This is a genomic window from Streptomyces sp. NPDC050549, assembly GCF_040655035.1.
Classification (GTDB): Bacteria; Actinomycetota; Actinomycetes; order Streptomycetales; family Streptomycetaceae; genus Streptomyces.
Window position 1 is genome coordinate 761,665 of sequence record NZ_JBFAJD010000001.1, and the last position, 11,704, is coordinate 773,368.

The 11,704-nt window shown below is 70.2% G+C and carries 10 protein-coding genes; 6 read left to right on the forward strand and 4 right to left on the reverse strand.

All coding sequences use genetic code 11. From position 1 onward, the window contains the following. Nucleotides 1-44: 44 nt before the first annotated feature. Nucleotides 45-695: a class I SAM-dependent methyltransferase gene (locus AB0I51_RS03450; protein WP_362970910.1), complete on the reverse strand. Its 651-nt coding sequence runs from the start codon at nt 693-695 to the stop codon at nt 45-47. A 114-nt stretch (nt 696-809) separates the two neighbouring features. Beyond that, a complete protein-coding gene (locus AB0I51_RS03455; RefSeq protein ID WP_362970912.1) occupies nt 810-2,543 on the reverse strand; it encodes an MFS transporter in 1,734 nt (577 codons plus the stop codon). A gap of 184 nt (nt 2,544-2,727) precedes the next feature. On the opposite strand from AB0I51_RS03455, the gene AB0I51_RS03460 reads away from it, so the two are divergent. From AB0I51_RS03460 to AB0I51_RS03480, 5 genes are all read left to right on the forward strand, one after another. After that, nucleotides 2,728-3,918 carry a lipid-transfer protein gene (locus AB0I51_RS03460; RefSeq protein ID WP_362970914.1) on the forward strand — a complete coding sequence of 397 codons (1,191 nt, stop codon included), beginning with the start codon at nt 2,728-2,730 and terminating at the stop codon, nt 3,916-3,918. A 64-nt stretch (nt 3,919-3,982) separates the two neighbouring features. Continuing rightward, nucleotides 3,983-5,503: an MFS transporter gene (locus AB0I51_RS03465; RefSeq protein ID WP_362970916.1), complete on the forward strand. Its 1,521-nt coding sequence runs from the start codon at nt 3,983-3,985 to the stop codon at nt 5,501-5,503. Between the two features lie 51 nt (nt 5,504-5,554). Further along, on the forward strand, nt 5,555-6,103 hold the full coding sequence (locus AB0I51_RS03470) for a SigE family RNA polymerase sigma factor (protein ID WP_362970918.1): 549 nt from the start codon (nt 5,555-5,557) through the stop codon (nt 6,101-6,103). A 29-nt stretch (nt 6,104-6,132) separates the two neighbouring features. Further along, on the forward strand, nt 6,133-6,936 hold the full coding sequence (locus AB0I51_RS03475) for a hypothetical protein (protein ID WP_362970920.1): 804 nt from the start codon (nt 6,133-6,135) through the stop codon (nt 6,934-6,936). A gap of 229 nt (nt 6,937-7,165) precedes the next feature. Further along, nucleotides 7,166-7,954, forward strand: coding sequence for a class I SAM-dependent methyltransferase (locus AB0I51_RS03480; RefSeq protein ID WP_362970922.1), 789 nt, complete (start codon nt 7,166-7,168; stop codon nt 7,952-7,954). A 7-nt stretch (nt 7,955-7,961) separates the two neighbouring features. Here the strand turns inward: AB0I51_RS03480 and AB0I51_RS03485 are convergent, their stop codons facing one another. Continuing rightward, nucleotides 7,962-8,594 carry a response regulator transcription factor gene (locus AB0I51_RS03485; protein WP_362971147.1) on the reverse strand — a complete coding sequence of 211 codons (633 nt, stop codon included), beginning with the start codon at nt 8,592-8,594 and terminating at the stop codon, nt 7,962-7,964. 292 nt (nt 8,595-8,886) lie between these two features. Here AB0I51_RS03485 and AB0I51_RS03490 point away from each other — a divergent pair, with 292 nt between their 5' ends. Next, entirely contained in the window at nt 8,887-10,449 is a 1,563-nt protein-coding gene (locus tag AB0I51_RS03490; RefSeq protein WP_362970924.1) for an alpha-L-arabinofuranosidase B, read from the forward strand. Here AB0I51_RS03490 and AB0I51_RS03495 read toward each other — a convergent pair. Next, on the reverse strand, nt 10,427-11,698 hold the full coding sequence (locus AB0I51_RS03495; protein ID WP_362970926.1) for a sensor histidine kinase: 1,272 nt from the start codon (nt 11,696-11,698) through the stop codon (nt 10,427-10,429). The genes AB0I51_RS03490 and AB0I51_RS03495 overlap by 23 nt on opposite strands. Nucleotides 11,699-11,704 lie beyond the last annotated feature (6 nt).

The following is an 11,704-nucleotide window of genomic DNA, read 5'->3' on the forward strand; positions in this document are numbered from 1 at the left end:
CCCGCCGAAGCGGCGGCAGGCGCCGCCAGGAGTCGCGGTCGCTCTCAGATGCCGGCGCCCGTACGCCGTAGCACCCGCAATGAGTCAGCCACCGACACCTCCGTGAACGCGCCCGATTCGAGGGCCCGTTGGTACACGCGGTACGGGGCCTGCCCGGTGAACTCGTCCTCCGGGTCCGGGAACACGTCGTGGATGACGAGCAGCCCGCCCTCGGCGACATGGGGCGCCCAGCCCTCGTAGTCGCCGTTCGCGTGCTCGTCGGTGTGCCCGCCGTCGATGAACACGAGGCCGAGAGGAGTGCCCCACGCGCGCGCCACCTGCGGCGACCGCCCGACCAGGGCCACCACATGCTCTTCGAGCCCCGCCCGGTACAGGGTCCTGCGGAACGTGGGCAACGTGTCCATCAGCCCGATCTCCGGGTCGACCGTCTCCGGGTCGTGGTACTCCCAGCCCGGCTGCTGCTCCTCGCTGCCCCGGTGATGGTCCACGGTGAGTGCGACGACACCGGCCGCGCGGGCGGCATCGGCGAGGAGGATGGTGGAGCGCCCGCAGTACGTCCCGACTTCCAGCAACGGCAGCCCGAGGCTTCCGGCTTCGACGGCGGCGGCATACAGGGCCAGTCCTTCGCCGGCCGGCATGAATCCCTTCGCCGCCTCGAACGCGGCGAGGATTTCGGGCTTGGGGGCCGGAGGCATAGGGGTTCCTTCGATGAGGGCGGGCGGGCCCGGCCAAGGGTACGGCAGCGCTTTTGAGGAGCGCGGGGAACTGCGCGACCAGCCCCCACACACCCGCACCCAACGAACTACCGACTACGCGCTGACACTCTCACCGGGCAACGACAGATCAAGGTCAACCGCAACCTCGTCACCGCCGTGCGTCGCGGACGAGGCAAGCGGCCCGTGCCCGCTTGCTCGCGCCGCCAGGACATACGCGCCCTGGGACGGGACCGCGAGGGCGTAGATGCCGTCCTCGTCGGAGAGCGTCGCCCCCGCCTGCCGCCCCCGCCGATCGATCAACGTGACCTTCGCCCGGGCGACAGGCGACCCGTCGGCGCCCAGAACACGCCCCCGAAACCCCCGCAGCGCCTCCGCCGCACGCTCAAGATTGGCCTCCTCCTCGCTGCTGAAGTTCAGCTGCGGCGCCCGGTTCGGCCTGGGGAGGAACAGCGCCATCAGCAGGCCCACGGCGACCGCACCCGTCGCGATCATGAAGGACACCCGGAACCCGTGCATGGTCGGGACGGCGACCCCGCCCACATGGTTCGCGGTGTTCGCCAGCACCATGCCGATCACGGCGCTGGAGACGGACGTACCGATGGACCGCATCAGGGTGTTGAGACCGTTCGCCGCGCCGGTCTCCGAGGCCGGCACCGCACCCACGATCAGCGCGGGCAGCGACGAGTACGCGAGGCCGATGCCCGCGCCCAGGACGACCGCGATGACGAGGCTCTGCCAGGCGGCGCTCATGAGGCCGAGGCCCGCGCCGTAGCCGATGCCGATGATCAGCATGCCGAGGATCAGGGTGACCTTGGGGCCGTACTTCGCCGAGAGCCGGGCGTAGACGGGGGCCGTGAACATCATCGTCAGGCCCAGCGGCGCGACCAGCAGACCGGCGGTGACCATCGACTGGCCGAGGCCGTAGCCGGTGGCCTTCGGCAGCTGGAGCAGCTGGGGCAGGACGAGGGAGACGACGTAGAAGGAGACGCCGACCATGATCGAGGCGAGGTTGGTGAAGAGGACCGCGGGGCGGGCCGTGGTGCGCAGGTCCACCAGCGGGGCCTTCACGCGCAGTTCCATCACGCCCCAGAGGAGCAGGACGACGGCCGCCGCGGCGAACAGGCCGAGCGTGGTGCCGGAGGTCCAGCCCCAGTCGCTGCCCTTGGTGATGGGGAGAAGGAAGAGCACGAGACCGGCGGAGAGGCCGATCGCGCCGAGCACGTCGAAGGTGCCCTCGGCGCGCATCGGGGACTCCGGTACGACGAGGAGGGTGAGGACGATGGCGAGGACACCGAGGCCGGCGGCGCCGTAGAAGAGGGCGTGCCAGTCGGCGTGCTGCGCGACGAGGGCTGCGAGCGGGAGCGCGAGGCCGCCGCCGACGCCGATCGAGGAGCTCATCAGGGCCATGGCCGAGCCGAGCTTCTCGCGGGGCAGCATGTCGCGCATCAGGCCGATGCCCAGCGGTATCGCGCCCATCGCGAAGCCCTGGAGCGTACGGCCCGCGATCATCGTGAGGAGATCGCTGGTGAGGGCGCTGACGAGGGCGCCAACCACCATGATGGCCAGGCTGGTGATCAGCATCCGCCGCTTGCCGTAGAGGTCGCCGAGGCGGCCCATGATCGGCGTGGCGACGGCTCCGGACAGGAGTGTCGAGGTCAGGACCCAGGTGGCGTTGCTGGGCTCGGTGCTCAGCAGTTGCGGCAGGTCCTTGATGACCGGGACGAGCAGGGTCTGCATCACCGCGACAACGATGCCCGCGAAGGCGAGCACCGGCACGATGGCGCCGGACGGCCTCCGTGCGGGCTGGTCGGTCGACGTGTGCGTCATGGAGTGAGGCCTCCAGGCCGTAAGTGTGAAGTGATCCGTGCGGGATAAGTGCACGGTAAACCTCGTATGCATGAGCAACTATTCCGATGCTTCGGCGTACTAACGAATCCTTGACCGTCCCATGAATATCTGACCCTCCGTCACCCCTGGCCATTTACTGGAACGTGTTCTAATCTCGCCCGCCATGAAGGCCTATGTCGCCGGCGTCGGGATGACGAAGTTCGAGAAGCCGGAGAGCCGGGAGTGGCAGTACTGGGACATGGTCCGGGAGGCGGGGAGCGCCGCCCTCGCGGACGCCGGGATCTCCTACGACCAGGTGGAACAGGTTCCGATCGGATACTGCTTCCAGCCCTCGACCGCCGGCCAGCGCGCCGCCTATGAACTCGGTCTCACCGGCATCCCCGTCTACAACGTCAACAACAACTGCGCGACGGGCTCGACCGCCTTGATGCTCGCCCGCCAGCTCGTGGAGGGCGGGGCCGCCGACTGCGTGCTGGCGGTGGGCTTCGAGAAGATGAAGAGGGGCGCGTTGGGGGGTGGCTCCGACGGCGGCGACTTCGCGACCTCCCCCGTGGCCCGCCACTACGGCGTCATGGCCGCCCGGCACGGCTTCGAGATGACCCCGCCCACCGCCCAGATCTTCGGCGACGCGGCCCGTGAACACATGGAGAAGTACGGCACGACCGAGGCACAGCTCGCAGCGGTCGCCGCCAAGAACCACCGGCACTCCGCGCACAACCCGAACGCCCAGTTCCAGGACGTCTACGACGTCGACGACATCCTCGCGGCCCGTGTCGTCCACCACCCGCTGACGAAACTCCAGTGCTCACCGACCTCGGACGGAGCCGCGGCGGCGGTCGTCGTCTCCGAACGCTTCGCGCAGGAAAGCGAGTTGAGGGGTTCTCCCGTCGAGATCGTCGCCCAGGCGATGACCACCGACACCGAGGACTCCTTCGCCTCCGGCTCCTGCGTCGACGTCGTCGGACAGCCCATGTCCCGGGCCGCCGCCCGCCAGGTCTACGAACGGTCCGGACTCGGCATCGAGGACGTGGACGTCGTAGAACTCCACGACTGCTTCTCGATCAACGAACTGCTCACGTACGAGGCCCTCGGCATGTGCGAACCCGGGGAGTCGGGGAAGCTCGTCGAGTCCGGTGGTACGACGTACGGCGGACGCTGGGTGGTCAACCCGTCCGGCGGCCTGATCTCCAAGGGGCATCCACTCGGCGCCACCGGGATCGCCCAGGTCGCCGAGCTGGTGTGGCAGTTGAGGGGGACGGCGGGGAAGCGGCAGGTGCCGGGTGCCGAGGTGGGGCTCGCCCACAACATCGGGCTGGGCGGGGCGGCGGTGGTCACCCTGCTGCGGGCGGCTTAGGTCCTACGGCGGTGGTACGGCTGAGGCGAAATGCCGATGCCAGGGGCGCAGGCCGGTTGAGAGTATGACGACCATGCCCCGAGCCGCTGATGTCTCCCGAATATCCCGCCTGTCCAGCAGGGGCGCGGCACCGCCCGCCTGGCTGGTCGTGGCGCTCGCGTGCGCCGGACAATTCCTCGTCGTGCTCGACGTGTCCGTCGTCAACGTGGCGCTGCCGTCGATGCGGGCCGACCTGGGCATGAGCGCGTCCGGACTGCAGTGGGTGGTCAACGCGTACGCCATCGCCTTCGCGGGGTTCATGCTGCTCGGCGGGCGCGCCGGTGACCTCTACGGCCGCAAGCGGATGTTCCTCGTCGGGCTCGCGCTGTTCACGCTGGCCTCGCTGGCCGGCGGACTCGCCCAGGACGGCTGGCAACTGCTCCTCGCCCGCGCCGCGCAGGGACTCGGCGCCGCCGTGCTGGCGCCCTCGACGCTGACGATCGTCACCTCGGCGGTGCCGGAGGGCGCGTCCCGCGCCCGGGCCATCGCCACCTGGACCGCGGTCGGCGCGGGCGGCGGGGCGGCCGGCGGACTCGTCGGCGGAGTGCTCGTGGACACGCTGTCGTGGCGATGGGTGCTGCTGATCAACGTGCCCGTCGGCGCGGTGGTCCTGCTCAGCTCACTGCGCTGGCTCCCGGAGAGCCGGGCCGGGGACGGGCGGCGCCTCGACCTGCCCGGCGCCGTCCTGGTCACGGCGGGCCTCGGGGTGCTGGCCTACGGCATCTCGCAGACCGGGGCCGAGGGGTGGACGGCCGCGGCCACCCTGCTGCCGCTGGCCGCCGGACTCGCGCTGATCGCGCTCTTCCTGGTCGTCGAGGCCCGCACGGCGGCTCCGCTGATGCCGCTCGGGCTGTTCCGGTCGCGGGCGGTGTCGTCGGCCAACGCGGCGATGTTCCTGAGCGGTTCCGCGATGTTCTGCATGTGGTTCTTCATGACGCTGTACGCGCAGAACGTCCTCGGGTACAGCCCGCTGGAGGCCGGGCTCGCACTGGTGCCGAGCTCCCTCGCCGTCCTCGTCGGCTCCAAGTCGGCGCCCCGCTTCATGCCGGTTTTCGGCGCGCGCAACGTCGCCGTCCTCGGGACACTGATCGCGGCGGTGGGCTTCGGCTGGCAGTCGCTGATGACCGCGCGGGGCGACTACCTCACCGAGATCATGCTCCCCGGAATCCTGATGATGCTGGGCGCGGGCCTGACCGCCACCCCGCTCGCAGCGCTCGCCACGTCCGGGGCCGCGCCGGGCGAGGCCGGTCTCGTCTCCGGGCTGATCAACACCTCGCGCACGATGGGAGGTTCGCTGGGCCTCGCCGTGATGTCGACGATCGCGGCGGCGCGTACGGCGAGCGCGATGGGTGCGGCCGGCGCGGTCGGTTCGATCAGTACGGCGGGGCGCGACGGCCGTGTGCCGGAGGTGTTTACGGAGGCGCTGACGGAGGGGTACGCGCTGGCGTTCCGTACGGGGGCGGGGGTGCTGCTCGGCGGCGTGGTGCTGATGCTGGTGTGGCTGCCGTGGGCTCCCAGGAGAATCTCGAAGAGTTCTGCGGGATGAGGCAACGGTCCGGGCGGCTCATGGACTCCTTCAGACATCTAGGAGGTGCCCATGGGGGATCGCAAGGAGGCTCGGGGGACTCGGGACGACGAGTTCCAGAGCTTCGTCATCGGCCGCTGGCCGCGGTTGATGCGGACGGCATTTCTTCTCACGGGGGAGCAGCACGCGGCGGAGGACCTGGTCCAGTCGACGTTGGAGCAGGTCTTCGTGGCCTGGCGCAAGGTCGCCACGGCGGACGATCCGGAGGCGTACGTACGGCGCGTGATGATCAACGCGCACGCACGCAAACACCGCAGACGGCTCAAGGAGTTCCTGGCCCCGAAGGACGACTCGGGACTGGTCCGCGAGATCGCCGACACCGGTGACCGCATCGCCCAGGCCGAGGACCGCAACACCCTGCTCAAGGCGCTGGCCCAACTGCCCGCGAGGCAGCGGGAGGCGGTGGTGCTGCGGTACTGGGAGGACCTCACCGAGACACAGACGGCACAGGCGATGGGCTGTTCCGTCGGCGCGGTGAAGAGCAACGCGGCCAAGGGGATCGCGAAACTCCGCGCCATACCAGGACTCGCCGAGACGGTGACGCAGGGAGGGCGGAAGTGATGAGCGCGGACCGGGAGACGAACCACACCATGACGGACACAGACATCGCCCTCCTGCTGGCCGACGCGGCGGACGAGGTCGAGATCGGCACAGCCCCCTACGAGGCGGTGATCCGCGGCGGCCGCCGCCGCCGGGCCCGCCGCTGGGCGCTCGCCGCGGCCGCGGCACTGGTGATCACGGGCGCGTCGGGCACCCTGGCCCTGGCCTCGCTGCGCGACGGCGGCGGCGCGGAGGTGACACCCGCGGTGACTCAGAAACCGACGGTTCCGTCGACGCCGGAGGAGCGGCACGTGTACCTGCCGCAGGAGACGATGCTCGCGGCGGGCACCGAGAAGGGCGAGACGTGGTACGTCACGGTCGACGTGTGGGGCGCCCCCCGCACCGAGGCGGAGGCCCAGGCCCAGCTGAGTGCCATGTCCAATCGCGGCGAGGAGCCGTGGGACAAGGACAAGGCGTCCGCACTGGTCGGCAAGATCACGTACTTCGTACGGCGGAGCTACGGGAGCGGAGCCCCGACCCTCCTGATGGGCGACTCGGCCTCCCCCCAGGACACCATGGCGGGCACGGACCTCAAGTCGGGCGCCTCCACCCTGGACCCGAAGAAGACCGACGGCCCCCAGCGTCTGGTGGTCGGCCAGGTCGCCAAGACCGCACAGACGGTCCTCTGCACCTGGAAGGACGGCACGTCCACCGAGGCCCACAGGGTGGCCGCGGGCGCCGACGTCAACAGCGACGAGGCGACGATCCGCCCGGCGGCCGGTTCTCCGGACAACTGGTTCGTGTGCGTGGGGGCGGAGGGGGCGAAGTTCGACTCGGTGAAGGTGACGCAGTAGCACGGTGCCTCGGGCTGACCGGTGCCGTGGAAAAGTGCGGTCGCCGTGGCCCGGAAAGCCGTCCCGGCGGCCCTCGGGCGGGGTGCCGGCAGGGGTTCGGTGCGGTGCCGGAGTGACGCCCTCGCGGCGCCGACTCCGGCCCCGCAGGGGGCAGTTGACGGCTCCACGCGAACGTCCCGGATGAGGGCTGACCTGGGCTTCCGGTCCGTCCGACTCTACGCTCGACGCCTTGGAGAGTCGGAGAGTCGGAACGGGGGACCGGGTGGACCAGAACCAGCACCGGCGGGACATACGCACGGTCGACGACGTACTTCGGCTTCTGGACGGGCTGTTCGCGCCGGAGGCTGACCGTTGGAGTTCTCGGGGTGCCTCCTGGTGGGACGGCTTCTATGCCGATCGGGACAGGGCGGTGCCGTTCTTCGTGGCGAAGCCGGACGAGAGCCTGGCCGGGTATCTCGACCGGGGGCTGATACCCGGGGGTGGTCGTGCCCTGGACCTGGGGTGCGGTCCGGGGCGCAACGCTCTTCGACTGGCCGCGCGGGGCTTCGAGGTGGACGGGGTGGATCTGTCGCCGGCCGCTGTCGCGTGGGCGGAGGAGAGAGCCCGCGACTCGGGAGCCCGGGTCCGGTTCCACTGCGGGGACGCGTTCGCCCTCGTCGGCGCGGAACTCCCCGGCCCCTACGACCTCGTCTACGACTCCGGCTGCTTCCACCACCTGCCCCCGCACCGGCGCATCAGCTACCTCGCCCTGCTGGACCAAGTCCTCGCCCCCGGCGGTCACTTCGCGCTGACCTGTTTCGCGGCGGGCGGGATGGGCTCGGAGCTGTCCGACGCCGAGCTCTATCGCGGCTCCGGTCTGCAGGGCGGACTGGCCTACACGGCCGACGAGTTGCGGTGGATCTTCGGGGAGTTGGAGGTGGTCGAGCTGCGCCGGATGCGCGACGAACCGGCCGAATCCCCGTGTTTCGGGGAGGACTTCCTCTGGACGGCGCTGTTCCGCCGGGCCCCCGAAGCGTAGGGCCGGGCTACAGCCAGCCCTGCTGACGGGCCTCCCGCATCGCTTCCATGCGGTTGCGGGTGGCAGTCTTGCCGATCGCCGACGAGAGGTAGTTGCGGACGGTGGACTCGGAGAGGTGGAGTTTCGTGGCGATGTCGGAGACCGTCGCGCCGTCCACCGAGGCCTTGAGGACGTCGCATTCGCGGGCGGTCAGCGGGTTCGGGCCGGCGCTCAGCGCGGCGGCGGCAAGGGCCGGGTCGACGACCGTCTCGCCGGTGAGGACGCGGCGGATCGCGGCGGCCAGGTCCTCCACCGGACCGTCCTTCACCAGGAAGCCCGCCGCGCCCGCCTCCATCGCCCGGCGGAGATAGCCGGGGCGGCCGAAGGTGGTGAGAATCAACACCCGGCAGGCGGGGGCCTGTTCGCGGAGTTCGGCGGCGGCGTCCAGGCCGCTCATGCCGGGGAGCTCGATGTCCAGGAGGGCGACATCGGGGCGGTGGGTCAGTGCGGCGTCCACGATCGCGTCGCCCCTCCCGACCTGGGCGACGACCTCCAGGTCCGCCTCCATGCCGAGCAGCAGGGCGAGGGCGCCGCGCATCATGCCCTGGTCCTCGGCGAGCAGCACTCTGACGGACTTGGCGGGCCGGTGGTCCCGGGGCATCTCATCCACGGGGCAAGCGTAAGGCCCGGAGCGGTTATCAAAAACTCTTCATTGTTCGCGTCCGCGAGTCTTGACGGCCTTCGGCTGCGGGCAAACAATCGCCTCGGCATTCCACCGGCATCCTGGAATTCCCCGAGCAAGGCCGCTTTCGGAAAACTTTCGACAGTTAGACATTTCGATCGCGAATTGGTTCGGAATTTCGATCGAACGGCGTTCGGTATATCGACCGTCTGCTCCTCCGGATGTCGGCCACCCCGCACCGCCCTACCAGGAACAGAAAAAGAGGTGCACCGTGTTCTTGAGACTCCTCCGCACTCGGCCGCGCCGGCTGAGAAACGCGGCCCTGGCCGCGCTGTCGGCGCTCGTGACCGTCCTCGCACTGGCCGTCGGTGTTCCGCAGGCGTCGGCCGCCACTTCGCTGCCGTGCGACATCTACGCCACCGCCGGGACACCCTGCGTCGCCGCGCACAGCCTCGTCCGGGCGCTCTACTCGTCGTACAACGGCTCGCTGTACCAGGTGCAGCGTGCCTCCGACAGCGCCACCGCGAACATAGGCCTGCTGGCGGCCGGGGGATACGCCAACGCGGCGGCCCAGGACTCGTTCTGTTCCGGTACGACGTGCATCATCACCAAGATCTACGACCAGTCCTCGCGCCACAACGACCTCACGATCGAGGGCGCGGGCGGGGCAGGCGTGGCCGATGTCGGGGCGCCCGCGGACGCCCTGCCGGTGACCGTCGGCGGGCATCAGGTCTACGGCCTGGAGATCTCGGCCGGGATGGGCTACCGCGACAACTCCACCTCGGGCGTGGCCACCAACGGCGCCGCCGAGGGGATGTACATGGTGACCTCGGGCACCCACGTCAACGGCAGCTGCTGCTTCGACTACGGCAACGCCGAGACCAACAACCAGGACACCGGCAACGGCCACATGGACGCGATCAACTTCGGCACGGAGTGCTGGTTCGCGCCCTGCTACGGCAGCGGCCCCTGGGTGCAGGCCGACCTGGAGAACGGGCTGTTCCAGTCGGACTCCGGGTACAGCAAGAACACCGCGAACACCGGCACCGGGGCGATGCCCTTCGTCACCGCTTTGCTGAAAAACAACGGTCAGGACCATTTCGCGCTGAAATACGGGAACGCGCAGTCGGGGAGTCTCACGACCACCTATTCCGGGGGTGAACCCACCACGAGCGGTTACTCGCCCATGCACCAGGAGGGCGCGATCGTCCTGGGTACCGGCGGCGACAACAGCAACGGCTCCATCGGCTCGTTCTTCGAGGGTGTCATGACGGCCGGCATCCCGACGGACGCCGCCGACAACTCCGTACAGGCCAACATCGTGTCCGTCGGCTACGGCGGCTCGACCGGCACCACCGGCACGCTCGCGGCCGGTTCGGAGATCTCGCTGCGGGCGACCACCTCGTGCTGCACGGCCGACTACATCCGCCACCAGAACAACGCGGCGGTCCTCTCGGCCATCACGTCGAGCAGTGCGGCGCTCGACAAGGGCGACGCCACCTGGATCGTCCGCCGGGGCCTGGCCGACAGCTCCTGCTACTCCTTCGAGTCACGGAACTACCCCGGCGACTTCCTGCGCCACTACAACTACCAGCTGTACCGCCAACCCATGGTCGGGACAGCGCAGTTCAGACAGGACGCCACGTTCTGCGCCTCGACCGGCAAGAGCGGCACGGGCACCTCGTTCGCGTCGTACAACTACCCGACCAGATACCTCCGGCACTACAACTACAACGTCTACATCGCGAGCGACGGCGGCTCGAACGCCTTCGACAGCGCCACCTCGTGGACGGACGACGTGAGTTGGGTCGTCACGGCTCCCTGGGCGCCGTAGCCACGACCGAGGACGTCAAGTCCGCCTGCTCCACAGGGAGTTCGGCGGTCACTGTGAAACCGCCGCGTGGCGACGGGCCGGCCCGCAGGGAGCCGCCCGCCGCCGCGAGGCGTTCGGTCAGCCCCTTCAGGCCGGTTCCGCCGACGCCCTCGGCGGGAGCGGCCGGGGAGGAACCGGTGGTGCCGTCGTCCGCGACGGTCAGACGGGCGCGGTCCAGGACGCCGTCGAGGGTGATCTCGCAGCGGGTCGCGCCGCTGTGCCGTACGACATTGGTGACCGCCTCGCGGACCACCCAGCCGAGCAGGGCCTCGGTCTGCGGGGTCAGTGGCGGCCCCGACTGGCGGACGACCGGGTCGATGTCGGCGGCGGACAACGCGGAGCGGGCGCGGTCCAGTTCGGTGGCGAGGCTGCCCTCGCGGTAGCCGGTGACCGCCTCGCGGATCTCGGTGAGCGCCTGCCGGCCCACGGCCTCGATGTCGGTGATCTGGCCGAGCGCGGCCTCCATGTCGCGGGGTGCGAGGCGACGGGCCGCCTCCGACTTCACCACGATCACCGAGAGGGTGTGCCCGAGCAGGTCGTGCAGGTCGCGGGAGAACCGCATCCGTTCCTTCTCGACCGCGCGGCGCGCCAACTCCTCCCGGGCGGCGCGCAGTTCGCGTACGGCCTCGGAGAGGGAGAGGATCGCCGCGGTCACCATCGTCGACAGGAACGTGCCGTAGGCGACGTTGATGGCGTCCCAGCCCGCCCGGAACACGGAGACCGCCGCCGCGAGCGCGGTGAGCGCGAGGCCGACCTGGCCGAGGCGGGGGCCGCGCACGCAGGCTCCCGTGGCGAGACCGAGCAGCGGGAAGAAGTACAGCCAGGTGCCGCCGTAGCCGAGGGCGAGGCCACAGGTGACCAGGCCCATCACGACGAGTGCCACCCGGGTGGAGACCGCCTCGCGCTTCTCCTTCACGAAGGAGCGGAAGACGACGTAGATGTAGAGGGAGTTGAAGGCGAGCAGGCCCAGGCCGCCGATCCATGGGTTGGAGGTCTTGCCCTGGAGGAGGTTGGAGAAGGAGCCCAAGCCCATCAGCAGCCACGGCAGCAGGGAGAAGCCGGTCGGCGGCGGACCCGGGTTCTCGGGCCACTCGCCCTTGCGGCGCGCCTCCTTCTGCGCGGCCTTGAACTCCGCCATGTCGGCCCGCCACCGGGCCCGTGCCGCCCGCCAGGCGCGTACCTGGCACCTGATCCCTCGCATCCAGGACATCTTTCC

Coding starts and splice junctions, on each gene's coding strand:
- AB0I51_RS03455 (WP_362970912.1), bottom strand. CDS start 2,543: ATGACGCACACGTCGACCGACCAGCCCGCACGGAGGCCGTCCGGCGCC.
- AB0I51_RS03450 (WP_362970910.1), bottom strand. CDS start 695: ATGCCTCCGGCCCCCAAGCCCGAAATCCTCGCCGCGTTCGAGGCGGCG.
- AB0I51_RS03465 (WP_362970916.1), top strand. CDS start 3,983: ATGACGACCATGCCCCGAGCCGCTGATGTCTCCCGAATATCCCGCCTG.
- AB0I51_RS03460 (WP_362970914.1), top strand. CDS start 2,728: ATGAAGGCCTATGTCGCCGGCGTCGGGATGACGAAGTTCGAGAAGCCG.
- AB0I51_RS03475 (WP_362970920.1), top strand. CDS start 6,133: ATGACGGACACAGACATCGCCCTCCTGCTGGCCGACGCGGCGGACGAG.
- AB0I51_RS03470 (WP_362970918.1), top strand. CDS start 5,555: ATGGGGGATCGCAAGGAGGCTCGGGGGACTCGGGACGACGAGTTCCAG.
- AB0I51_RS03495 (WP_362970926.1), bottom strand. CDS start 11,698: ATGTCCTGGATGCGAGGGATCAGGTGCCAGGTACGCGCCTGGCGGGCG.
- AB0I51_RS03485 (WP_362971147.1), bottom strand. CDS start 8,594: ATGCCCCGGGACCACCGGCCCGCCAAGTCCGTCAGAGTGCTGCTCGCC.